At 67.5% G+C, this 23,867-nt stretch carries 18 protein-coding genes and 1 riboswitch; of the genes, 4 read left to right on the top strand and 14 right to left on the bottom strand.

What is annotated here, in order from left to right; all coding sequences use genetic code 11:
- Positions 1–15: 15 nt before the first annotated feature.
- The 4 genes from nifU to rpoH form a co-directional block, all read right to left on the bottom strand.
- Complete coding sequence (nifU, locus tag LJE69_RS03665) at positions 16–930, bottom strand: Fe-S cluster assembly protein NifU (protein WP_296921600.1); 915 nt, start codon at positions 928–930, stop codon at positions 16–18.
- Between the two features lie 477 nt (positions 931–1,407).
- Positions 1,408–1,821 carry a hypothetical protein gene (locus tag LJE69_RS03660; RefSeq protein WP_296921598.1) on the bottom strand — a complete coding sequence of 138 codons (414 nt, stop codon included), beginning with the start codon at positions 1,819–1,821 and terminating at the stop codon, positions 1,408–1,410.
- 208 nt (positions 1,822–2,029) lie between these two features.
- Positions 2,030–3,565, bottom strand: coding sequence for a hypothetical protein (locus LJE69_RS03655; RefSeq protein ID WP_296921597.1), 1,536 nt, complete (start codon positions 3,563–3,565; stop codon positions 2,030–2,032).
- Between the two features lie 245 nt (positions 3,566–3,810).
- The gene (rpoH, locus tag LJE69_RS03650; protein WP_296921595.1) at positions 3,811–4,671 is read right to left on the bottom strand and encodes an RNA polymerase sigma factor RpoH; all 861 of its coding nucleotides are present in this window, start codon (positions 4,669–4,671) and stop codon (positions 3,811–3,813) included.
- A gap of 665 nt (positions 4,672–5,336) precedes the next feature.
- Between rpoH and LJE69_RS03645 the strand changes: the two genes are divergently transcribed.
- Both LJE69_RS03645 and LJE69_RS03640 read left to right on the top strand, forming a co-directional pair.
- On the top strand, positions 5,337–6,254 hold the full coding sequence (locus LJE69_RS03645; RefSeq protein WP_296921593.1) for a neutral zinc metallopeptidase: 918 nt from the start codon (positions 5,337–5,339) through the stop codon (positions 6,252–6,254).
- Between the two features lie 72 nt (positions 6,255–6,326).
- The gene (locus LJE69_RS03640) at positions 6,327–7,529 is read left to right on the top strand and encodes an FHA domain-containing protein (RefSeq protein ID WP_296921590.1); all 1,203 of its coding nucleotides are present in this window, start codon (positions 6,327–6,329) and stop codon (positions 7,527–7,529) included.
- 27 nt (positions 7,530–7,556) lie between these two features.
- Here LJE69_RS03640 and trpE read toward each other — a convergent pair whose 3' ends face one another.
- The 5 genes from trpE to LJE69_RS03615 all read right to left on the bottom strand — a co-directional run bounded on the left by trpE (position 7,557) and on the right by LJE69_RS03615 (position 13,255).
- The gene (gene trpE, locus LJE69_RS03635) at positions 7,557–9,053 is read right to left on the bottom strand and encodes an anthranilate synthase component I (protein WP_296921589.1); all 1,497 of its coding nucleotides are present in this window, start codon (positions 9,051–9,053) and stop codon (positions 7,557–7,559) included.
- A gap of 428 nt (positions 9,054–9,481) precedes the next feature.
- Positions 9,482–10,198: a phosphoglycolate phosphatase gene (locus LJE69_RS03630; protein ID WP_296921587.1), complete on the bottom strand. Its 717-nt coding sequence runs from the start codon at positions 10,196–10,198 to the stop codon at positions 9,482–9,484.
- 296 nt (positions 10,199–10,494) lie between these two features.
- Positions 10,495–11,187, bottom strand: coding sequence for a ribulose-phosphate 3-epimerase (gene rpe, locus LJE69_RS03625; protein ID WP_296921585.1), 693 nt, complete (start codon positions 11,185–11,187; stop codon positions 10,495–10,497).
- Between the two features lie 422 nt (positions 11,188–11,609).
- Positions 11,610–12,335, bottom strand: a complete 726-nt coding sequence (tsaA, locus tag LJE69_RS03620; RefSeq protein WP_296921583.1) for a tRNA (N6-threonylcarbamoyladenosine(37)-N6)-methyltransferase TrmO — start codon at positions 12,333–12,335, stop codon at positions 11,610–11,612.
- The gene (locus LJE69_RS03615; RefSeq protein ID WP_367114620.1) at positions 12,332–13,255 is read right to left on the bottom strand and encodes a cyclopropane-fatty-acyl-phospholipid synthase family protein; all 924 of its coding nucleotides are present in this window, start codon (positions 13,253–13,255) and stop codon (positions 12,332–12,334) included. Before LJE69_RS03615 ends, tsaA begins: the two co-directional genes overlap by 4 nt.
- 251 nt (positions 13,256–13,506) lie before the next feature.
- On the opposite strand from LJE69_RS03615, the gene LJE69_RS03610 reads away from it, so the two are divergent.
- Positions 13,507–14,055, top strand: coding sequence for a cytochrome b/b6 domain-containing protein (locus LJE69_RS03610; RefSeq protein ID WP_296921581.1), 549 nt, complete (start codon positions 13,507–13,509; stop codon positions 14,053–14,055).
- Positions 14,056–14,114: 59 nt separating this feature from the next.
- Positions 14,115–15,089 carry an endonuclease/exonuclease/phosphatase family protein gene (locus LJE69_RS03605; RefSeq protein WP_296921579.1) on the top strand — a complete coding sequence of 325 codons (975 nt, stop codon included), beginning with the start codon at positions 14,115–14,117 and terminating at the stop codon, positions 15,087–15,089.
- Positions 15,090–15,131: 42 nt separating this feature from the next.
- Here LJE69_RS03605 and LJE69_RS03600 read toward each other — a convergent pair whose 3' ends face one another.
- The 5 genes from LJE69_RS03600 to ahcY form a co-directional block, all read right to left on the bottom strand.
- Positions 15,132–17,273, bottom strand: a complete 2,142-nt coding sequence (locus LJE69_RS03600; protein ID WP_296921577.1) for a SulP family inorganic anion transporter — start codon at positions 17,271–17,273, stop codon at positions 15,132–15,134.
- 269 nt (positions 17,274–17,542) lie between these two features.
- The gene (locus tag LJE69_RS03595; RefSeq protein WP_296921575.1) at positions 17,543–17,968 is read right to left on the bottom strand and encodes a hypothetical protein; all 426 of its coding nucleotides are present in this window, start codon (positions 17,966–17,968) and stop codon (positions 17,543–17,545) included.
- Positions 17,969–18,277: 309 nt separating this feature from the next.
- Entirely contained in the window at positions 18,278–19,744 is a 1,467-nt protein-coding gene (locus LJE69_RS03590) for a glycosyl hydrolase (RefSeq protein ID WP_296921573.1), read from the bottom strand.
- Between the two features lie 543 nt (positions 19,745–20,287).
- Positions 20,288–21,145: a methylenetetrahydrofolate reductase [NAD(P)H] gene (metF, locus tag LJE69_RS03585; protein WP_296921572.1), complete on the bottom strand. Its 858-nt coding sequence runs from the start codon at positions 21,143–21,145 to the stop codon at positions 20,288–20,290.
- Positions 21,146–21,278: 133 nt separating this feature from the next.
- Positions 21,279–22,691, bottom strand: a complete 1,413-nt coding sequence (ahcY, locus tag LJE69_RS03580) for an adenosylhomocysteinase (protein ID WP_296921570.1) — start codon at positions 22,689–22,691, stop codon at positions 21,279–21,281.
- 28 nt (positions 22,692–22,719) lie between these two features.
- Positions 22,720–22,804, bottom strand: a riboswitch (S-adenosyl-L-homocysteine riboswitch).
- Positions 22,805–23,867: the final 1,063 nt, after the last annotated feature.

The raw sequence follows: 23,867 nt of genomic DNA, 5'->3' as shown, positions 1-23,867 counted from the left end.
GGGCTCGCGCGTGGCTCAGGCCGGGGCGTGTTGGCCTTGGGCGCTCGGCGCTTGGCCCTGCCCTAGTGGGCCCTTTGGCGCAGGCAGCACCCGCACGAACTCCCCGAGATCCTCGACGATGCGCTGCTGGATGCCTTCCAGTGTCGTCGATGCCATCTGGCAGCCGGCACAGGCGCCGGTCATGTTCACGTAGACGTTCTTGCCATCGACGTCCACCAGCTCCACGTCGCCGTGATCGCGCTGCAGGTTCGGCCGGATGGCCTCGATGGCGCTCTCGATGCGGCGGATGCGCGCCAGGGTGCCGAGCTTCGGCTTGCCCACCGGCGGCGGGGGCGCGGCGTTGGGGTCGAAGGTCTTGCCCTGCTCCGCGAGCACGCGGGTGAGGATTTCCTCGATGCCCTCATGGCAAGCGGAGCAGCCGCCGCCGGCCTTGGTGTAGTTGGTCACCTCTTCGACGGTGCTGAGGCTGTTCGCGCGGATGGTGTCCTCGATGAGCACGGCGTCCACGGCGAAGCACTTGCACACCAGAGCGCCTTCCTCGTGGTCGTCCTTCCACTCCTCGCCGCGATAGTTGGCCACTGCCGCTTGCAGCGCCTCGCGGCCCATCACCGAGCAGTGCATCTTCTCGGGCGGCAGGCCTTCCAAGTAGTCGGCGATGTCCTGGTTGCTGACGTTGAGCGCGTCATCCAGGGTCATGCCCTTGATGATCTCAGTCAGCGCCGAGCTGGACGCAATCGCCGAGCCGCAGCCGAAGGTCTGGAAGCCGGCCTCCAGGATGGTCTCGGTGCTGGGGTCGACCTTGAGAGTCAGGCGCAGCGCGTCGCCGCAGGAGAGCGAACCCACCTCGCCGATGGCGTTGGCGTCGGTGACGGCGCCGGCGTTGCGCGGGTTGAAGAAATGTTCTTTGACAGTCTCGGAATAATCCCACATGGCTCGACTCCGGTCGCTGGATTGCGGTCGCTGAATTGGGTTGGCTGGCTCGACTGCCGGAGCGCTCTGCGGCGTTGCTACGCGCTTGGAGCGATCCGATTGACAAACCTCATGGAAAGACTGGCAAGCAACATTTGAGCCAGCGCGGGGAGCGTGCGTAAGCCGCTGATCGAGAGTGTATTGTTCTCGCTGGCGCAAGCCTTCGGCCTTGTCGTACATGCGACAGGTCAGCGCTTTCAGGGTCGTAAGCCCGACGTTGCTGCTTGGGATCTGGGCGGGAATTGTCGGCGTGCGTCGGGGCGCGGTGGGCGGCGCCGGGCGCTCAGACCTCCCGAAGAAAACCTGGATAGCTCGGGCTGTGGAATGAAGCCCGGCAAGGCTCCCACTGTAATCCCCTGATTGTTGGGCCTCCTAACGTCGGCCCAACCGACGACCGCCCGCTGACACAAGGTCGCAGCGGGCCTGAGTCACATCCCTTCAGTGCACTGGCCGCAATATCACGTCGAGCTGCGCGGGGTGGCCGTCGGTGAGCACGTGCATCAGGCCGGGCCGGCCGTCCCGCTCGCCAATGTGGGTGCGCGCGCCGTCGTGCAGCACGAACACGGTGACGTAGTACTGGAGGCGCTGCGCCAACGCGGCATCCTCGCCCAGGGTGATGCTGGTGGTCTCGGCCGCGCCAGTGATGTGATCGAAGGGGACACTCGCCATGTCCATCAACGTCGCCGGCATGTCGGCGACGAAGGGCTCGTAGCTGTAGAGCCGTACCTCGAGGTCGTGCAGGTGGATGTCGGGAAGTGCCGCCGGTGCCGTGACGTCCAGCGTCACCGCCGCCGTGTGCGGGGCGGGCTCGGCGGCGACGGCGTCGCTGTCGCAAAACCAGCCCGCAATCATCAGAACGGCCGCGCTCCCGACCGGAGCCCAACGCCACCGCAAGCCGTGCAAGCTAGCCTTTCGCATTCAGTATCTGCCCGCATTCGTCTGGGGCGACGTGAGCCGCCCGAATGTCGTCGCAGTTCCGGTCCTGGCGTAGCGGCGACTGCCAGCGATGGTATGCGGCCTCCACGGCTGATGCTGCGCCGCCCGGGGGCCGGCCATCCGTTCAGCGCACCCCGCCGACGGGCATCATGTCTACGTCGCAGGAGCCGCCGACGGTGATCGTGCGGGTGCCGCCGCCGCCGCGGCAGGATGCGCCCAAGTCCTGCACCCGACAATGCAGCCCCACGGGCCGGCCGTCGCTGAGCCAGCTCGGTGTTGTGCGGTAGCGACCCACCTTCGAGAAGCGGCACCCCGGCGAGACCCCGTAGGCGGTGCAGCCGCCGCCACCGCTGAGCCTCACCTTGCGGCCGTCGACGATGAAGCCGGAGTAATTGTCCTCGATGCGCACGTCGTCGCCCCAGTCCTCGGGCTCGAAGCGAAACTCCTTGAAGCGGTAGCCGCTGCCGACCCGCTCGCCCACCTGGATGCGGGTGTTGGCGATGAGCGCGTGGTCCGGTCCGTTCTCGGCGATGGCGCCCGACATGTACTCGATGCGGCTGTATTGCGGGAAGCACTTGCCCATGGCCGGCGGATGGTAGTAGTGGCGCAGCGAGGTGAGCTCGGACACGGCGTTGCCCGGGAAGACCTGCTGCAGGGCGCTGTCACCGCCGTAGAGGATGCGCTCGGCATCGCCAACGTTCTGGGTGTACATGGCCTGGATGCGGTCGTAGAAGTCCTTGTGCGCCAGGTCCGTGCGCAGGTAGCACGCGGTGAGCCCGGAGATCATCGTCAGATAGTTGTCCCAGATGTTGTACTGGGATGGGTCCGATGCGACGCCCTGGAAGTCCCCCGGGAAGCGGCAACCCTGCCGGCGCACGCACTGGCCCACGGCGCGGTTGCGGATGGACAGCACTACGGTGTTGCGCTCGCAGGCGCCATAAGCGGAGCAACCGCGATCGAGGTGACCCTCGTAGAGGGCGGTGCGCATGGCGTAGTCCAGGTGCTTGGCGCGTGCCAGCGTGGTCTCGTCCCACTTGCGGCGGTTGCGGGCCATGAAGCTGTCCCAGGCGGCCGCCAGCCTATCGCGGCGACCGGTCATGCGGTCGTTGACCGATGCGCACTGTGGCGAGTTGTGGAAGCTGCGCACGATCTTGTCCAACGTGCTCTGACCCTCGCGCTCCGCTGCCTTCTGGTCGCCACGACCGGGCGGGTCGAAGAAGGGCGGCTTTTCCAGTTGATACAGGTCGCGAACGTTGATGACGCGGTTCACGCCCGGTCCGCAGTGGTGATTGCGTACCCGCTTGGACTTCTGTGCCGCCACGGCGCGCTCGAAGGCGCGGGTGGCGGACTGGTCCGATGCCCGCGCGGCGTCCACGACGATCTCGAAGCCGACATACGGCGTGCCGCTCGCGTCGGTCAGCGCGCGGCCGTTCCGCACCACCAGGCATGGGATCACCGCGCTCCCCTGGGTCAGGCTGCCGGCCTGAGGTCCCGGTCCGCTGGCACCGATGCGGTAGGTGGGGATCGTCACCGGGCCGTTGAACTTGTACAGGGTCATCACCGGCGCAGCGGGTATGGCGGCCTGCGCGGCGGACGACAGCAGGGTGGCGGGGGCGAGCAAAGCGAGGCCGGCGAGGGCGGATCTGACTCTGGCGTGCATGGTGATTGCTGATGATCCCGATGGGCTGGTCGATGGAACGAGCATGCGGCGGGGATGATGGCACATTCCGGTTGCAGGCCGGGGATCCCACCGCGGCGCGCTGGATACCCTCCGGATGAACAGCCGTTCGGGGCCTGACTGGACGCAAAAAAAAGCCCACCTTGCGGCGGGCGGCGTCAAACAGATTGGCCCACCCAGTCGGATGGGCGAGGGCCGCGGGCAGATGGGCGCACGCGCCCGTCGGATTACATCTCGAGCTGCACGCGGAGCTTGTTCATGGCGTTCTTCTCGATCTGACGGATGCGCTCGGCGGAGACGCCGAACTGCTGCGCCAACTCGTGCAGCGTCTGCTTCTTCTCGGTCAGCCAGCGCTCGCGCAGAATGGTCTTGCTGCGCTCGTCGAGACCCTCCAGCGCGGCGAAGAGGCGCTCGCGCTGGTGCGCGTCGTTGTCCTCGCGCTCCAGTTGCGAGGCGGGCTCCATGCGCATGTCCGGCAGGTAGGTGGACGGCGCGGAGGGGCCATCGTCGTCGTCGTCGTCGTGCCCGTCGAAGGCCATGTCATGGCTCGCTAGGCGGGATTCCATTTCGAGCACGGTCTCGGGCTTCACGCCGAGGTCGGCCGCCACCTCTTCGACTTCCTGCTTGGAGAACCAGCCCAGGCGCTTCTTGGCGCTGCGCAGGTTGAAGAACAGCTTGCGCTGGGCCTTGGTGGTGGCCACCTTCACGATGCGCCAGTTGCGCAGGATGTACTCGTGGATCTCGGCCCGAATCCAGTGCACCGCGAACGACACCAAGCGCACACCGACGTCCGGCTCGAACCGGCGCACCGCCTTCATCAGGCCGACGGTGCCCTCCTGGATCAGATCCGGCAGCGGCAGCCCGTAGCCGAGATAGCCGCGGGCGATGCGGATGACGAAGCGCAAATGCGAGAGAACCAGCCGGCGTGCCGCCATCATGTCGCCGTGGTCGCGCAGGCGCAGGGCCAGGCTGCGCTCTTCTTCCTGCGTCAGCACCGGAATTTGGTAGGCGCTCGCGATGTAGGCGTCGATCGTTCCCGTCGACAGCGAGCCGATCTGGGCGATGTCTTTAGTCGGTGCTTCAGTCATAGTCGCTATACCTGAGTAATCTTCTCGGAAATCATGCTAGCAGGCGAAGTTGGCTTTGACAACGTTGCCGACCGGGTTTTCGAGCAGCTTTTGAACCGAAAGTTCCTGGGGCAAAAGCTGGACATTTCCGACTTGTCTCCATGGTAGTCAAAGACCGCCGCGACGCAACGCCTTGTGGCAGCTCTCCGCCGCGTCATCCGACGGATGGTCGTTGCGGCACCGCGCCCGGTGCTATCGGGACCCCGGTGGCCTAGCGTAAGTTGCCGAAATATAAGTAAAAACATGAACATCGGCCAGCACATTCGCGGGTACGTCCGCCTCGGACTTAGTCGTCCCTGCCGCCATCCACACGGCATGGACTCGGCGGCACGTCGTCCACGCTGCCGTTTCTGGGGCATCGCGGCGGAGTTCGTGGGATTCGGCAACGGCCTTCCCGGTGCGATGACTGGCAATTCCGCCGCCCGGCGGCACCCCTTCCGCTGAGCGGCGCTGTCATGCCGGGCCAACAACTCAGACAGTTTTGTCAGCGAAAGTCTCACATCGGTTCGGCGACTTGGCGGCCGGGGGCGCGTTCATCGCTCGGGGCGTTGCTGGCCGGACGGCGGTTGGCCGATGCGGTGCTAAGATTCTGTGACCGGGGTAGCGGAATGGTCGAGCACGGCGAGATGCGCTGGAGAACGGGTAGACGCAGCGACAATGTCGAAGACCGTCGGCGCGTTCGCTTCGGGCGCAGAGGTCCTGGCACCGGCGATGGCGTGCGGATGCCGGTGGGTAGACGCACCGTTGCCGGCGGCGGCATCGGACTGCTGATACTGGTGGTGCTCGGGCTGCTATTCGGCATCGACCCGGCCCTGCTGGTGGGGCTCACTGGCCAGATGGGTGGCGGGCCGTCGGTACCCGTCTCCGAGTCGCCCGCAGGTGCCATGGGGCGGGCGCGCGAGGATGAGCTCGCCGACTTCGTGTCTGTCGTGCTGGCGGACACGGAGGACACCTGGCGGGACATCTTCGCCGCGGGAGATGCCCACTACCGCGACCCGAAGCTGGTGCTGTTTACGGACCGGGTCAGCTCCGCTTGCGGCTTCACGGATGCCGCGGTGGGGCCTTTCTACTGCCCTGCGGATGAGAGGGTCTACATCGATCTCGCCTTCTATGACGACCTGCGCAATCGTTTCCACGCACCTGGCGATTTCGCCCAGGCCTACGTGATCGCGCACGAGGTGGGGCACCACGTGCAAAATTTGCTCGGGATCAGCGACCAGGTGACTCGCGCACAGCGTGCCGCCGGGAGGGCGGATGCCAATCGCCTTTCGGTGATGCTGGAACTGCAGGCGGACTGCCTCGCCGGCGTCTGGGCGCACCACGCGCAGCGCTCGCGCGACCTCCTTGAACAGGGCGACCTGCGCGAGGGGCTGAACGCCGCTGCTCAGATCGGCGACGACCGCATGCAGCGCCGCGCCCGTGGCTTCGTGGTACCAGACAGCTTCACCCATGGCAGCTCGGAGCAGCGCGTGCGCTGGTTCACGCGCGGTGTCCAGCGTGGGGATCTCAACGACTGCAACACCTTCGAGGCGGCGAGCCTGTGAGCACCGATCACGCGGCATTGGCTCCGAGTCGGGCGCAAGCGATCGGCCTCCTATACTGAGGTGTCGACGACCATGCCCGCGCTCATCTACAAGCCCGGAACGCCAAAAGAGCGCGTCTTTCCGCTCCGGGTCGGGCTCAACGGCGTCGGCCGGAACCGCGACAATCGGGTGTGTCTGAAACGCGCGGACATTTCCCGCAACCACGCCGAGATCGCGGTGACGCCGGAGCGTGTGATTCTGAAGGATCTCGGCAGCAGCAACCACAGCTTCGTCAACGGTCGCAAGGTCAAGATCACCGAGCTCAGCGACGGTGACGAAGTGCGCTTCAGCAGCGTGCGCCTTGCATTCCATGCCACGTTCGAGCCACAGCCACATACTGGCGAGGATGCCACGGGGGACACCGCCACGGCCTGTACAGCCACGGGTGAAGCAGCCGCGGGCGACGACGCCGAGCGCGATGGTGCCGATGCGTTGGCTGCCGAGATCGCCGCCAAGGGCCGCGTCGAGGAGGGGGTGACGCCCGCGCGGCGCGCGGAGCTCGAGGACATGGCGGCGGACATGCCGGTTCCGGAGCCGGAAGCGGGCGCGGCGGGCACGCCGTCGCTGCTGCGCATTCCAGATGGCGCGCCCAACGACCGCAACCTGGCGCGGCTGCAGATCCTGCTGGACGTGGCCAACCGTCTATCCGCCCCCACGTGCGTCGCCACCCGCATGGCGCAGGCGTTGGAGCTCACGCTAAGCTATCTCGACGTGGACCGTGTCGCGGTGCTGGAGCGGCCACCGGCGCAGGGCGATGGCGATGCAGGGCGCGAGACAGCGGATGCAGGCGGCGCCGAGGTGCCGGCGCCGGGGGATACAAGGCGACCACCGCGAGTGTTGGCCGTCCGGGCGCGCGATGGTGACACCCCGAGCTTGGATGAGCCTGTCTGGCAGGCGGCACTGGTGGCGACGGCGTTTGCCAAGCGCGGGCTCGGGCTTGTCGTCGACGACGCCGCGGACGGCGGCGGCGTACGGGTGGACCTCTGCCTGCCGTTGGGGCACGCGGCGGCAGACGCCGCGCTTTATCTGGTCAGTTGGGCCGCCGCTGGGGCCTACAGCGATGACGACATGGCGTTCATCGAGCAGCTTGCCGAGCAAATCGGCATCGCGCTCGCGAACGCGCGGGCCGTGGATGCGCTGCACGATGACGAAGACGAAACGGACTCCGAGGCGTTGCCCTCGGGCCATGCCTTCTCAGTGGTGCCCTCGCAGCTCGACTCCGCGACCGGTCCCTGATAATCCTGGCAGCCCAGTGGCCTCGGGTCATTCGCCACCGACGCAGGGATGGCGCTCGATGCCCGCCTCCGCCATGGCGACGGCGCGGAACACGGCGCGGCCCTTGTTCATGGTCTCCTTCCATTCCAGCTCCGGCACCGAGTCCGCCACCACGCCGGCGCCGGCCTGGATGTGCAGCGTGCCGTCCTTGATGACGGCGGTGCGGATGGCAATGGCCGTGTCCATGTTGCCGTTGAAGGCCAGGTAGCCCACCGCGCCCGAATAGACGCCGCGTTTGACGGGCTCCAGCTCGTCGATGATCTCCATCGCGCGGATCTTGGGTGCACCGGACACGGTGCCGGCGGGGAAGGTGGCCCGCAGCACGTCGATGGCGCTCATGCCGGGAGCCAGCTCGCCGATGACGTTGCTGACGATGTGCATGACGTGCGAGTAGCGCTCGACGATCATCCGATCCGTCATCCTGACACTGCCGGTGGTGGCGACGCGGCCGCAGTCGTTGCGCCCGAGGTCGATGAGCATCAGGTGCTCGGCGAGTTCCTTCGGGTCGGCCAGCAGCTCCGCTTCCAGGGCCTGGTCCTCCTCCTCCGTGTAGCCGCGGCGCCGCGTGCCGGCGATTGGGCGCACGGTCACCACGCCGTCCTCCAGCCGGGTCAGGATCTCTGGCGAGGAACCGACGATCTGGAACTCGTCGAGATCCAGGAAATACATGTACGGCGACGGATTCAGGCCGCGCAGCGCCCGGTACAGGTCCAGCGGCTGGGCCTGGAAAGGGATCGACAGCCGTTGTGAGAGTACTACCTGCATGCAGTCGCCGGCGAGGATGTAGTCCTTGATGCGCTCGACGGCCTGCTCGAAGCCGGCCTCGCTGAAGCCGGACACGAAGTCCGTCTCCTGCACCGCGCGCCCGCCGCCCGCCGGGTTGCGCGGAGCGCCGCGCTGCATCCTGGCCACCAGCGCGTCGATGCGCGCCTGGCCGGTGGCGGGCGTGTCGCCGGCCTCGGGATCGAGGTGGACGATGATGTAGATGCGCCCCCGCAGGTTGTCGAAGACGACCACCTCTTCGGAGAGCATCAGCAGGATGTCCGGCGTGTCCATCTGGTCCGGATTCTGGCAATGGGCCAGCTTCGGCTCGATGTAGCGCACCGTGTCGTAGCCGAAGTAGCCCACCAGCCCGCCGGCGAAGCGGGGCATGTCCGGGTGCTCGGCGACGCGGTAGCGGGCCTGGAACTGCTCGATCCAGGCGAGCGGGTCCGCGGCCTCGGCCTCTTCCACCACCGCACCGTCGCGCTCCACCACGACGCGGTGGCCATAGACCTTCAGCACCGTGCGTGCCGGTAGGCCGATGATGGAGTAGCGGCCCCACTTCTCGCCGCCCTGCACGGACTCGAACAGGTAGGAATAGGGGCCGGCGGCGAGCTTGAGATAACAGCTCAGCGGCGTGTCGAGGTCGGCGAGGGCCTCGCAGACGAAGGGGATGCGGTTGTGTCCCTGGCGCACCAGGGCGGCGAAGTTCTCGGGGGTCATGTCGGCACTCCGATGGATGCAGTTCCGGTGGATGCAGTCAGGAACGGGGCGATGATCGGTCGGGCGTCAGCTCCGCCATCGGCGCCCGGGCCGCATCGCTCGGTGGGAGTGCGTGTCGTGGTGCATGGCTGCGTTTCAGTCGTTGCGCGAAAAAGCCGCGTTGAGGACCCAGGGCTCGTGAAGAGGGCTCGCGTCGGTCGGGCTGAGGAATGAAGCCCGACGCGCCGGTTGGCATTACCGTTTGCGTGTCGGGCCTCCTGCGTCGGCCCGACCTACGACGTCAGCGTCCTTGGTCGCGCCACATCTTCAGAAATGAATCAAGCGCTTCGTTGTCGTTGTCTTTGTCGAAGTCGAAGCTGATGATCATGCTACCCCCGTCTGCGGCAGCGCCTCGTCAGCCGACGTGCGCAGCAAGCACCGGTAGCGCCTCAGGCCCTCTGCTCCACCAATAATCCATCCAGCTCGGTCAGCGAGTCGATGACGGCATCCGGAACCGCCTCGCGGATGTCGTGGCCGTGATTGTACCCGTAGCTGACGCAAACCACCGGGAAGCCCGCGGCGCGCGCCGCCTTCACGTCGCTGATGGAGTCGCCCAGCATCAACGACTGCGGCGGCGTCACGCCGAAGTGCTCCGCAGCGTGCAGCAACGGCAGCGGGCTCGGTTTTTTCTCGGACAGGCTGTCGCCGCTGATGATGATGCCGAAGTTGTCGGCGATGCCGAGGTTTTCGAGCAAGGGCTCGGTGAACCGCGCCGCCTTGTTGGTGACGCAGCCCAGCTTGAGCCCCCGTTTCCGTAACGCCTTCAAGCCCTCGACGACGCCCGGATAGAGCCGTGCATGCTCGCCGTTGTGCGCCGAGTAGAGCTCCAGGAAGATCGGGTAGGCGCGCTCGTAGTCGGCGGGGTCCGGCTCGCCGTCGAGCTGGCCGGTGAGGGCGCGCTGCACCAGGCGCTCGACGCCGTTGCCGACCCAGTTGCGCACCGCCGCCTCGCCGTGCGGCGGGCGGTCCAGCGCGGCCATCATCTCGTCGACGCTGTGGGTCAGATCCGGCACGCTGTCCACCAGGGTGCCGTCGAGGTCGATCAGGACCATTTGCGGATCGAAGGGGCGCGGGTCGAAGGGCGTCGGCCGTGACTTGTCAGGCATGCGGGATCGGCTCCGGGTGCGGTCGCTGCTCGGGCGGTTGGCGGAAAGTGTGCGGGATCTGTGCGGGATCTAGGAGGCGCCTGTCCGTGGGGCGGGCTGAGCGCGTAGGTCGGGCTGAGCGTAGGTCGGGCTGAGCGTAGGTCGGGCTGAGCGTAGGTCGGGCTGAGCGTTAGCGAAGCCCGACACCCCGACCACGACACCGGCACCGAAACTGGCCTTATACTGCGTGCGGGCACCGCGTCGGGCCTCCTTGTGTCGGCCCGACCTACGGCCCCCGGGGCTCGAGGACGCTGCCGTCAGCCGACGCTGGCAAGCGCCTCGCGCATCTCACGGATGATGCTGTCGTAGCGGTTCGGGTCTCCGTCCTGGCCCTTGTTGAAGATGCCGGAGCCGGACACGAAGGTGTCGGCGCCGGCGGCCTTGATCTCGGCGATGTTGTCCGCCTTGACGCCGCCGTCGATCTCGAGGCGGATCTCGCGGCCGGAGGCGTCGATCATCTCGCGGGCCTGGCGCAGCTTGGTGAGCGCCGAGGGGATGAAGCTCTGCCCGCCGAAGCCGGGGTTGACCGACATGATCAGCACCATGTCCACCTTGTCCATCACGTACTCCAGGTAGGACAGCGGCGTCGCCGGATTGAACACCAGGCCCGCCTTGCAGCCCTCGCCATGGATCACCTGCAGGGTGCGGTCGATGTGCTCGCTGGCCTCTGGGTGGAAGGTGATGTAGGTGGCGCCGGCCTTGGCGAAGTCCGGCACGATGCGGTCCACGGGCTTCACCATCAGGTGCACGTCGATGGGGGCGGTGACGCCGTGCTTACGCAGCGCCTCGCACACCAGCGGGCCTATGGTGAGGTTCGGCACATAGTGATTGTCCATGACGTCGAAGTGGACGATGTCGGCGCCGGCGGCGATGACGTTGTCGACTTCCTCGCCGAGCTTGGCGAAGTCCGCGGACAGAATGGACGGTGCGATCAGGTCTTCTGCGGCCATCGGAGGTCTCCGTTGGGGGCGTGCCGAAGTTGCTCGAACGGCCGGCACGGGCATGAGCGTAAACCAACAACTATAAGCGATGCGGGCGGTCTTTTCACTGCTGAGGCCGAGGGCAGAGGGGCCGGGAGCTGACCCGTGCTTGATGGCGAAGCAGCACGGGCTCGTCGGCAGCCCGTCGAGTGAGGCGTGGGATGCAGAAGCGAAGAGACCGCGGAAGTATTCGGTGTAGGTCGGGTTAGCGCGGCGTAACCCGACGATGGGCGTCGGTGATCCTTGGATAGTCGGGTTACGCGATCGCTAACCCGACCTACGATGCGCCGGATTTCGGCGTTGCGAGCAATCGTTGCCCGGTCTCGAAGCGCGTCCGCCGTTCGGGCTCGCGCCTGGTGGGTAGCGGCTCGGCGTGCATACGGGGACCTCGCTCATGGGGGCGTGTCGCGCTGGGGTATGCACTGCTCGACGATGGCCGTGTCGCCGTCGAGTTGCCAGCGGATGTCGCAATCGTAGAGCCGGAGCGCGAACTCGCGCCGCTCCGGGTAGCGGTCCATGTAACCGGGGCGCGGGTCCTCGGCGATCACCTGCTCGATGAGCCGGGCAAGGGCGAGCGCTCCGTCCGGGTCCCGCGCGGCCACCGCGGCGGCCGCGGCCTCGCTGAAGCGCGCCACAAGGCGCGTTGCGGGCTCCGGACGGGCGAAGCCGCCGGCGGCCTCCGGCAGTGCGTCGGCATAGGGGACGTAAGGCTTGATGTCCAGCACCGGCGTGCCGTCCAGCAGGTCGACCCCGGAGACCGCAAGCGCGAGACCATCGGCGTCCTCCACCAGTCCGTGGTGGGCCACCGCGGACAGTCCGATGGGGTTCGGCCGGTAGGGCGCCCGGCTGGCGAACACGCCCACCGAGCGCCGCCCGCCGAGCCGCGGCGGGCGTACCCTGGGCTTCCAGCCGGCGGTGAGGCAGTCGTCGTGGAAGACCCAGAGCAGCCAGACGTGGCTGAAGCCCTCCAGCCCGGAAAATGCCTCGATGCGGTCATAGGGTGGGTGCAGAAGAATGCGCCCGGGCGCATCCACCAGCCGCGGCTGGCGCGGGATGCCGAACTTGTCGGTGAACGGCGTCCGTGCGGTGCCGATGGCCTCGAACGCGAAGCCGGTCATGGCCGCCGGCTCGCGCCCGGCAACTGCTGCGGCTTCACGGCGCTGGCCAGCACGTAGTCGAGCCCGCGGTAGACGCTGGTGGCCTCGAGGCGCAGCGCCAGTTTGGCCGGCAATCGCGCCATCGGGTGCAGGCGGTCCAGCGTCTGCGGATGCTCGGCCAGGAAGTGGTGCAGCGGCGCATAGACGTGCTCGCGGATGGACTCCACGCGGATCTGCTCGAACCCGCTCATGGCGAGCTTGGCGTGATAGGTAGGCTTGGTGTAGGCGTTCTCGGGCGGAATGGCGAACTTGCCCGCCACTAGTCGCCAGGAGACGCGATGCTCCAGCCGCGCCGGAAAGCCGCCGATCCTCGGCGCCGGGATGATGTCCGCCAGCACCAGCCGGCCACCCGGCCGCAGCACCCGCCAGGCCTCGCGAAAGAACGCCTCGCGGGTGCGGAAGTGGAAGGCGCACTCCACCGCGACGACCTTGTCCACGCTGGCCGACTCGATGGGCATGTCCGTGGCCGAGCCCTGGCGCAGGTCGATCTGCTCGTGCAGGCCGAGCTGCGCCACCCGCCGGCGCGCCAGCTCGACTTGCGAAGCGGTGATGTTGAGGCCGACGATGCGACCGGGTTTCAGTGTCTGCGCCCAGAGGATGTCCTGGTCGCCGAAGCCGAAGCCGCAGTCGAGCACGCTGTCCGCCGGGCCGAGCCGGGCGGTCTCGCCGACCAGCATGGCCAGTGCATCGCTGGCGGCATCGAGGTCGGTCGCCTCGCGCCAGTAGCCGAGGTTCAGGTAGAGCCCGCGCTCGGTGGCGGCGCTGGTGGCGAGCAGGTCGTAGATACCGGCGGCATCGAGACCGTGAAACGGGTTGTAGAGCCAGTTCAGGTAGCCGAGGCTCTCGCGCAGGCGGTTGCTGGGCAGCATGGTGTCGGGCACGGGGAATCACACTCCGGAGGATTTGCCGCCAAGGTGGGGGCGCAGTGGCGGCGGGTCGAGGCGGGTGGGCGGCATTGCCGCCGTCGCGCGGCTGGCGCTGAAAATGGTCGTTCTTGTGAGTACGATTCTGCTTGCACTGGTCTGCGGGTTGCGCCTATATGCCGGGCCAAACTCCTGCATCGGCGGGTTTGCGCGAATGTAATGCGCCATCTCCCGCCTTCCGTCCGTCCACCTCAACCAAGGAGCACTACATGGCTTCAGCCTATCGCTATACCTTCCTCCAGCGCCTGCTGCACTGGATCATTGCCCTTGTCGTCTTCGGCCTGTTGGCCATCGGCTTCGTTTTCTGGCGCCTCGGCGACGGCATCGTGGACACCTTGGGGAAGGAAACCACCGGCCAGCTCTTCATGTACCACAAGAGCTTCGGCGTCCTGCTCCTGATCCTGATGGTGCTGCGGCTGGTGCTGCGGCGCCTGTCACCGCCGCCCGCCTACGAGAAGCCGCTCACGGGGCTGGAGAAGGTCATCTCCGGGGGAACTCTGCTGCTGCTGTACATCCTGCTGATCGGCCTGCCCATCGGCGGCTGGCTGGCGACCGCCGCGGGTGGCCACCCGGTGCAGTTCTTCGACTGGACCCTGCCTGGCTTCGTCGGCGAGAACAAGGCCCTCAGCGAGCAGCTCTTCACCTACCACGGCTACGCCGCGCTCGCGGTGGCGGCGCTGCTGGTGCTGCACATCGCCGCCGGCATCAAGCACTGGAAGCTGAAAGACGGCATCATGCGGCGCATCAGCCTGCCCTGATGGGGGCTCGATTGCCGGCAAGGCCGCCGGCAACGCTGGGCAGTCGCGGCGGCCGGGGTGTGATCCTCGCCGCCGTCGTCGGGCTGCTGGTCGTCTGCGCGCCCGCGCAGGCGGCGCGCCCGGCCCTGCGGCTCGCCACCTGGAACATCGAGCACCTCGCCGCCGCCGACGGTGCCGGCTGCCGGCCGCGCACCGCGGCGGACTACGCGCGGCTGCGCGGGGTCGCGGAGCGGCTCGACGCCGACATCGTTGCGGTGCAGGAGGTGCAGAACGCCCACGCGTTGGCGCGGGTATTCGACCCAAAGGTGTACGATCTGGTGGTCTCGGCCCGCCGCGAGACGGGCCGTGACACCTGCCGCGGCATGCCCGGCCAGCGCTTCACCGCCCAGCGCACCGGCTTCGCCATCAACCGCGAGGGGCTCCGGCACGCAGGGCTGGACTACCGGGTGCGCGAGGGCTTCCGGGAGCTGGGTGCCGACGGGTTGCGTTGGGGCACACGCATCCTGGTGGAGCCCATCGATGGTCACGGCGCGGCGTTTGAGCTGATGGCCATCCACCTGAAGGCTGGCTGCGCCTACAACCGGCTCGACCGCAACGTGCGTCGCCACCAGTGCCGGACCCTGATCCGCCAGCGCGGCGTGCTGGAGGAATGGATCGACGCCCGCGCCGCGGCCGATATCCCCTTCGTCGTGATCGGCGACTTCAACCGCGAGCTCGACCAGCCGAACGACCACTTCTGGACGGACATCGACGACGGCATGGTCTGTGACTGGCGGCCGGACGCGGACCTCGGCCGACGCTGCCGGCCCGGCAGCGAGCGCCCGGACCGGGACGCGGACCTCGTGCTCGCCGGCGCCGGTCGACCTTTCCCGTTCCCTCGCAACCCCAAGTACCCCTACGCCATCGACCACGTCGTGCTCGGCGGTGCCGCCAAGCACTGGCTGGTGCCCGGCAGCTGGCGGGCGTTCGACTACGGTCCCGGGGCCGAGCCGTCGGATCACCATCCCATCGCCGTCGAGCTGCGGCTGCCCTGACGCCCTAGGGGCGCCGAGTGGAACTCGGCGCTCCAGGGCCGGCTAGCCCAGCACCGGCGTGCTCGGCCCCACGGCGGGGCGCACCGGCTCCAGCGGCTTGCCGCTGTCGAAGGTCTCCTGCATGAACTGGAGGGCGCGCTCCTTGGTGCGGATAAAGTGCGACTCGTCGAGCAGATGGAACATTCTGCCGCGCCGCAGCGTCTCGTAGACCTGTCCCTTGAGGCTCGAGAAATAGATCTCGACGCCGTTGTCGCGGAACGTCTGGATCACGTCGCGCAGGCGCTCTTCGCCGCTGACGTCCACGTCGTTGATGCCGCTGCCCTCCACCAGCACAGCGCGCGCCTGCGGGTTCTTCGCGCGGGCCTCAAGCAGAACGTCTTCGAAGCGCGAGGCGTTGACGAAGTTGAGCGAGCCGTCGAAGCGCACCACAATGAAGTTGCGCCCCAGGGGCTCGATGTCGTTCATGCTGATGCCGGCGAGCCTACCCTCCGCGTCGAGGCCGAGGATGTCCGTGCGCGGTTTCATGGTGCGCAGCAGGAACAGCAGGATGGCGAGACCGGCACCCAGCAGGATGCCGTTGGCGAGCTGCGGCGCCATGGCCAGGGTGGCGAGGAAGGTGATGACGCCGACGATGGCCTCCTGGCGCTCGATCTGCCACGCACGCACCAGGGAGCGGACGTTGATGAGCCCGAACACGGCCATCATCACGATCAGCGCCAGCACCGCCTGCGGCAGGTGATACAAGAGCGGCGTCAGGAACAGCAGCACCAGCATGACGCCGAGCGCGCTGAGAATGGCGAACATGCCGGTCTTGGCGCCGTTCTTGGCGGCCACCGCCGAGCGTGAGAAGGAGCCGCTCACGGTGTAAGAGCTGAAGAAGCTGCCGGCGATGTTCGCCAGCCCCTGGCCCACTAGCTCCCTGCTGGTGTCCACCTTCTCGCGCGTCTGGGCGGCGATAGCCTTGGAGATAGACGTCGCCTCCATGAAGCCGATCAGCGCCATCACCAGCGCGGACGGCAGCAGGGTCCAGAAGAAGTCCATGCGCATCTCCGGCACATGGAAGCTGGGCAGCCCGGCCGGGATCGCGCCCACCACGGCGCCGCCGGCCATCAGCTTGAGGTCATCGCCCTTGACGCTGCCGATGCGCCAGATCCCGTCGCCGGCGGTCACGGATTTCGGCACCCGGCCTTCGCGGAAGAACAACTGCTGCCCGTCCGGTGTCTCGACGCGCTGAAAGCGCATGCTGTGCAGCGCCACCTGGCGCTGGTTGTTGGCACGCTTGCGCTGGTCCATCTCCCGCGTCAGCACCCGAAGGTCCGCCTCCAGCAGGGTGCGCTCGGCGAAGCGGTTCGGGTCCTTCAGGTCGTCGATGTCGCGGATCTGCTGGTTGAAGCTCGCGGTCTGCGTACCGAGCCAGTCCAGCGCGCGCACGGTGGCACCGTACTCGGCGGCGAGATCGCGCGCCTCCTGGTCCTGGATGGCCATCAGCGGCACGGACGCGTTGCGCTCGTAGCCGATGGCCCAGCTCACCACTGTCGTCAGCACCACGGCCAGCAGCACGCCCGGGATCTTCGGGATAACCCGGCGCGCACCGATGATGATGGCGAAGGTCGCCACCGCGAACGCCAGCGTCGGCAGGTGCGTATGCGGCAACTGCTCGAGGACGTGCCAGAGGTCGAGCACGAAGTTGTCGGTGCGCGGGAAGGGCACGTTCAGCAGCTTGCTGAGCTGCGACAGGCCGATGATCAGTGCCGCCGCATTGGTGAAGCCGACGATCACCGGGCTTGAGAGAAAGTTCACCAGGATGCCCATGCGCAGCAAGCCCAGCGCCAGCCGCAGCACGCCCACCATCAGCGCCAGCATCACCGACAGCGCGATGAAATCCTGGCTCCCCATTGCCGCCAGCGGCAGCACCGCGGCGGCGGACATCAGCGACAGCATCGCCACCGGCCCAGTGTGCAGCTGCGGCAGCGAGCCCCACAGCGACGCGACGATCACTGGGATGGTCGAGGCGTACAGCCCGTACACCACCGGCAGTCCGGCGAGCTGCGCGTAGGCCATGCTCTGCGGCACCAGCACCAGCGCAACCGTGACGCCGGCGATGAGGTCGCCGCGCAGCGTCGCGCCCGACATCGGAAACCAGCGCAGGAAGGGGAACAGCGTCGTCAGTGGATTCGGAGGCATGGGGATGCTCGGCGATGCGGGATCAGCTCAAAAAAACCGCATCTTAGCCGAGCAATTCCTTGCGCTGCATTGATGATAGTTTTGCTGGTGATAGACGGAAGGCTATGTTGCGCGTGTGCGACCCCATGCCTCGTCGTTGGCAGCGCCGAGCGCCGCAACACAGACTTCAGAAAAGACGCGAGCGCCGCGGAGAGCCAGGTGCTTATACACCTGCGCCCGGCAGCATCCGGGCCGCCGGTGCCGTGCGCAGGAGCTCGTTGTGCGGGATGTCAGAACTTGGTCACCACGACGTTCACGCCATCCTCGGCGCCGATGTCGAAGGTGTTGCCGCTCGCCTGACTGACACTGCCGATCTGCTCCACGACGAACGCAGGATCGGCGGCGGCGTTGATGACGAGCCCGTTCTCGTTGCCGTCGGAGATGACCAGTGTTGCGGCGTCGGGCCGGCTGATCGAAATCCCCTCGGACGGGGACAGGATGGTCAGGTGCGCGTTGAGAAAGTGGACTTCCAGCGACGACGGGTCGCGGTTTGCCTCCAGGAACGAAGACGCCGCGCCGACGGCGCCGGTGCGGACCTGCTCGATGAGCGACGACGCCGTCGACTTCGCCCTGTCAGCGATCTCGCGGGCGCGCTCGCTGTCGGCCGCGTCCTTGACCGATGCGATGGCCTTGTCTAACTGCTCTTTCCAGGTCATGGCAACCTCCAGGTGGTTTGTGGTGAGGCTCATGGCCTCCGCACCCGGATAGTGGAGCGATTTCCGCCAGCCTCAATATCCGCTCGACGCTGATTCGGGCATCCGAGAAGTCGCGCTGGGCGGGTGCTCGAACGATGTGGCGGCGGGGAGACGCAGCCGTCGGCCGGTCTTCGCCAAGAGATCGGCGCGTTCCCAGTGCGGGTATGGAAGCATTCCGATACCGTGCTTGGGCGGATGTTTCTCCGTGTCGCCCTCCAGGGCGACACGGATAGGCACTGTGAGCGGCCTCGTCATTTCCGCGCCGGCGCACTAGTCGCCGTCGCCACCGCGCTCCCACCGGCGCCAGCGCGTCAGATCGGCCCCGTCGCTGATGGCCAGCCCGATCTGCTGCACCATCGCGAGCTCGTCGGCAAAGCCGGACGGCACCTCGTCGGCGCCGGAGTAGTAGAGCCGAAAGCGGCCGTCGGGCATCGGCACGACGCAGGGCGTGCCGACCGCGAAGGCGTCCCAGCGTCCGGAGCCCGACGGCGCATGCGCGAAGACGGCACCGCCCGGCTCAGCTCCCGGCACACGCGACCAGTAGAGACCGTCGGGCGACGCCGCGAGCCCAATGGAGCGGTGGCCATCCCGGCACACACCCTGGTAGAGCATCCGCCAGTCCGAGCCGCCGTGCTGCCCGGGCGGCAGGAGTTCCGGCAGGGTGACGCCGGTCTCGTCGAAGGCGCCGGGTTCGCCGGAGCCGAAGATCTCGCCCAGGCGCTGCCACGCCAGCCCGTCGTCGGACTCGGCGGCGCCGATGGCGAACTGCATCCGCTCCGGGTCCAGGCCGTGGTAGTACATTCGCCAGCGCCCGTCCGGCAGCCGCAGCACCCGCGGCCAGCCGCAGGTGGCCTGGTCGAATGCGCCGGGCGGGCCGACGTCGAGCAGGGCACCGCGATGCGGTCCATCGATCCGCTGCCACTGGATGCCGTCCGTCGAGCGGGCGCAGCCGATGCGCAGTCGGAGCCCCTTCACCTCGAAGCGGCCGAACCGAAAGCGCTCCTCATCACCGCCGAAGTACCAGAGCCGGAAGCCCGTTTCGTCCCGGGTGACGGAGCCGACGCCAACATGGGTGGAGTCGAACCGACGCGGGTCCGGATGCGGATCGAGCACCGCGCCCCGCGTGCCGGGGCCGGCCACCCGCTGCCAGTTCAGCCCGTCCTCCGAGCGTGCCAGCCCGATGCGGCCGGTGGGCAGGCCGACCTGCCGGTCGAAGCTGCGGTCACGGCCGTAGTACCAGAGCAGCCAGATCCCGTCCGCCTGCCGCAGCACGCGCGGTCCGGACACGCGCTCGTCGTCCCAGTTCCCCGGCGGGCCGGGGTGGAGCAGCAGGCCGGGCTCTTCGATCGTGTGGGTGGACATGGGGCGCACCTCGGGGTTGCGGCGGTCAGGACTCGGTCGGTTCCGCTGATATGGTAGCTCGCGATTCGTTCCACCCGGGACTCGCCTGCGCGGGATCAGCTTCGCGCGCAGGCGCTCGTCGCGGCACTCGACGATCAGGGGCTGAAAGCGGCTGTCGTAGCAGAGGTCCTTCAGCAGCCGCTGGAAGCCGGGCTGTGCTTCGGCGCCAGCTCGGTGGCGTGGGAGGTGGAAGCCGTGGTCGTTGTCGATCACGGGGTATCCGAGTGGTGGTGCTGCCGCCTGCAGGTCAACGCCGCGGGCGTTGATGGTGAAGTGCACGGCTGCTTCCCCGTCCCGACCGGCCGGCGAGACGCCGACGGCGTGGGAGACAGGCATGACTCGGCGCCTGCTCCCGCGCCGGCCTCGACGGCCCGCCGATAGCCATCCAAGGTCCGCACCACCGGATGGCTGCGGCGCCAGGCGCCGTCGCTGTACCGCAGCAGTGTCAGGCTAGTGCACCAGTGCACAAGTCCCGAGACCGTCTCAGGTCGTGGTCGTGGTCGTAATCGGATACTCGACAAAGACCACGACAACGACAACGAAGGCAAAGATAGGTGAAACGGGGCACTAGTTGTCGCCAGGCTCCACGCAGCAGGATGTCCTGCACCGCCCGCAACCCGGCGTCGCAGGGCGCGCCGTCGCGCTCGCTGAGCTTGATTATCGGCAGCACCAGGTCCGCGTCCAGCTTGCCGACTAGATCTTCTGGATCGGAGCGCTTCCGTCTACTGCCCATGATAGTTGCCGATTCCGCCGTTTGAAATTGTGACGCCGAGGGAGGCTTCGGGTGGGGGGCGTGCGGGGGGCTTCCGGGCTGTGGTGGCGCCGACGGTGTATCGAGTGTCGCCCTGGAGGGCGACACTCCGGGCGACGCCGGTGGGATTACGCCGCGGACGGCAGCTCCAGCTCGCGCCAGAGCGCAAGCGGCGCCTCGGCCTGGTTCATGGTGTAGAAGTGCAGCCCCGGGGCGCCGCCTTCGAGCAGGCGGCGGCAGAGGTCGAGCGCCACCTCGTGGCCGAAGGCGCGGATGGACGCCTTATCGTCGCCGTACGCCTCCAGGCGCTTGCGGATATAGCGCGGAATCTCGGCACCGCAGGCGTCGGAAAAGCGGGCGAGCTGGGTGTAGTTGGTGATGGGCATGATGCCCGGGACGACGGGGATCTGAATGTCTTGCTCCTCGCAGAGCTCGACGAACTCGAAGTAGGCGTCGGGGTTGTAGAAGTATTGGGTGATGGCCGCGTCGGCGCCGGCCTCCACCTTGCGCTTGAAGTTGGCGAGGTCGGCGTTGGCGTTGGGCGCCTGCGGGTGGAACTCGGGGTAGGCGGCGACTTCGATGTGGAAGCGATCGCCGTATTCGCGGCGCAGGAAGCTCACCAGCTCGTTGGCATAGCGAAAGGTGCCGAGTCCGCTGCGGCCCATGCCAGAGGGCATGTCGCCACGCAGCGCCACGATGCGGTGGATGCCGAGGCTGATGTAATGATCGACGATGTCGCGGATCTCTGCCTCGTCGGAGCCGATGCAGGCCAGGTGCGGTGCGGTCTCGATGCCCTGGGAGCAAAGCCAGTCGACGGTCTCGAAGGTGCGCTCCCGGGTGGAGCCGCCGGCGCCGTAGGTGCAGGAGAAATAGGCGGGGCCGGCGGCGTTGAGCTCGGCCACGGTGCCTTTGAGCTTCTCCATGCCCTCGGGCGTCTTGGGTGGGAAGAGCTCGAAGCTGAAGGTGCGGGTGTCTTGCGTGTTCATGACGGATACCGGTATTTCGTGCTCGATGGGGTTGCCAATAGCCGAAGGCCGGCATCGGATGCGGAACCCGATGCCGGCCTTCGTCGCGATGTGCCTAGAACCTAGAACCTAGAACCTAGGCCCTAGCCCCTCATCAGTACCGGTAATGATCCGTCTTGAACGGCCCCTCGACGGTGACGCCGATGTACTCGGCCTGGTCCGGGCGCAGCGTGGTGAGCTTGACGCCGATCTTCTCCAGGTGCAGCCGCGCGACCTCCTCATCGAGGTGCTTCGGCAGCACGTAGACGCCGATGGGGTAGGCCTCCGGCTTGGTGAACAGCTCGATCTGCGCCAGCACCTGGTTGGTGAAGGAGTTGGACATGACGAAGCTCGGGTGGCCCGTCGCGCAGCCCAGGTTCACCAGCCGGCCCTTGGCGAGCAGGGTGATGCGGTGGCCGTCCGGGAATACGATCTGATCCACCTGCGGCTTGATCTCGATCCACTCGTACTTGGCCAGCGTGTGGACCTGGATCTCGTTGTCGAAGTGGCCGATGTTGCAGACGATGGCCTGGTCCTTCATCTTGAGCATGTGCGCTTCGGTGATGATGTCCTTGTTGCCGGTGCAGGTGACGAAGATGTCCGCCTGGTCGCAGACGTCATCGAGGCGCACGACGCGGTAGCCCTCCATCGCGGCCTGGAGCGCGCAGATGGGGTCGATCTCGGTCACCCAGACGTTGGCGCCTAAGCCCCGCAGCGACGCCGCCGAGCCCTTGCCCACGTCGCCGTAGCCGCAGACCACGGCGACCTTACCCGCGATCATCACGTCGGTGGCGCGCTTGATGGCGTCCACCAGCGACTCGCGGCAGCCGTACAGGTTGTCGAACTTGGACTTGGTGACCGAGTCGTTCACGTTCATGGCCGGGAAGAGCAGGGTGCCCTTCTTGTGCATCTCATACAGGCGATGCACGCCGGTGGTGGTCTCCTCGGTGACGCCCTTGATGCCCTCGGCCGTGCGGTGCCAGTGGCGGTTGTCGCGCTCGAAGGTGCGCCCCAGCACGCCGAGCACGGCGGTCCACTCCTCGTTGTCGTCGGCGGTGGGCGCGGGCACGGCTCCGGCCTTCTCGTACTCGACGCCCTTGTGCACCAGCAGCGTCGCGTCGCCGCCGTCGTCGAGGATCATGTTCGGGCCCTGGCCGTCCGGCCAGTTCAGCACCTGCTCGGTGCACCACCAGTACTCTTCCAGCGTCTCACCCTTCCAGGCGTAGACCGGAATGCCGCGGGCGGCAATGGCGGCGGCGGCGTGGTCCTGGGTGCTGAAGATGTTGCACGAGCACCAGCGCACCTCGGCGCCGAGCTCCACCAGGGTCTCGATCAGCACCGCCGTCTGGATGGTCATGTGCAGGCTGCCGGTGATGCGCGCGCCCTTGAGCGGCTTGTCCGGGCCGTACTTCTTGCGGATGGCCATCAGGCCGGGCATCTCGGTCTCGGCGATGTCCATCTCCTTGCGGCCGAAGTCGGCCTGGGAAATGTCGGCAACCTTGTAGTCGGTGAAGTCTTGCTCACTCATGGTAGTCAGCTCCTTAAGCTCTGAGCATCGTGAGTGAGCGCCGTTGAAACGGTTTGTACCCGCGACCGAGCCTGGCAGGGCGACAGGCCCTGTTGCAGCGCTCCTCGGGACGGGGGTAGGCAAGCTGGACGATGTGCTCGATCCGGCCTCGTGCACGCGGCAGGCGGACACTGGCCGAGAACGGCTCTGGCCGCACAAGCGGTTGGAGCGCCGGCGGGCGAAGACGATGGCGGAGCGCCCGGTCGGGATCGACAAACTGGCGCAGCGCCGGCGTCACCGTGGCGCAGCATTCTAACGCGATCGGTCACGGGCTTGTCCAGCCGGTGGCCGTTGGATCGGGCGCGCTCGCACTCTGCGTCGGCGCGTTGGGCGCGGGGTAACCCGAGCGCCCTCCGCGCGGTCGGGCAGGTCGCCGTCTTCGCCGGCGCATTCTCGTGGATGTGGGCTCGAAGGTGATGGTCGTGCGCAGGCCAACCTTGAACCGGGTTAATTCCGGGGGCAGTGCGGCCTGGCAAGGCCGCGTGTTCTAGCGGGTGAGAGTCCCGCCTGGGTAATCGTGAGCCGCGAGTCCAGTATCGAGCCTTGCGGCGCGGGTGGTAACAGCCGCGTCGATGCGTAGGCACGAAAGCAGGCGAGGTGCAAAGGTAACGGGTGATGCCGACCTTGAAGGTGTGGAGCCCCGAAAAGAACGGTCGGGAGTGCCGACGGGCTTGTCCCTCCGGCGGGCAACAATCCGTGTCGCGCTCTGGCGAGTGGCACGGGTTACTCCCCGGGGTCCGAGGCCGTGTCGAGCCTGACATCGAGAGCGCGTGGTAACCAGGGAGATCCGCGTACCGGTCCGCTGGAGGCGGGCACCTGCGAACAAGTGTAAGAGCGAAGACGCAGGCGGTGGTGCGTGGAAGTCGGAGCCATCCATAGTAGCCGTGAAGCCGGGTAATGCTGGTGGAGCCAGGGGGTGGCGGTCTGAGAGAACGTGAGAGTGATACACGGCCCTACGCTGAGAGGACTCTGACCGTGACAACCAAACTTGAGCGTTTCACACTGAAGGCGCGCGAGGAGCCGCAGACACGGTTCACCGCCCTGATGGGGCTCCTGTGGGACCTGGATGGGCTGCGCGCGAGCTTCGGGCGCCAGGACGGACGCAAGGCGCCCGGAGTCGACGGGGTAACCAAAGCG

The sequence above is a fragment of the Thiohalocapsa sp. genome (genome assembly GCF_022340605.1).
Classification (GTDB): domain Bacteria; phylum Pseudomonadota; class Gammaproteobacteria; order Chromatiales; family Chromatiaceae; genus Thiohalocapsa.
This window is presented reverse-complemented; position numbering and strand designations above follow the sequence as displayed.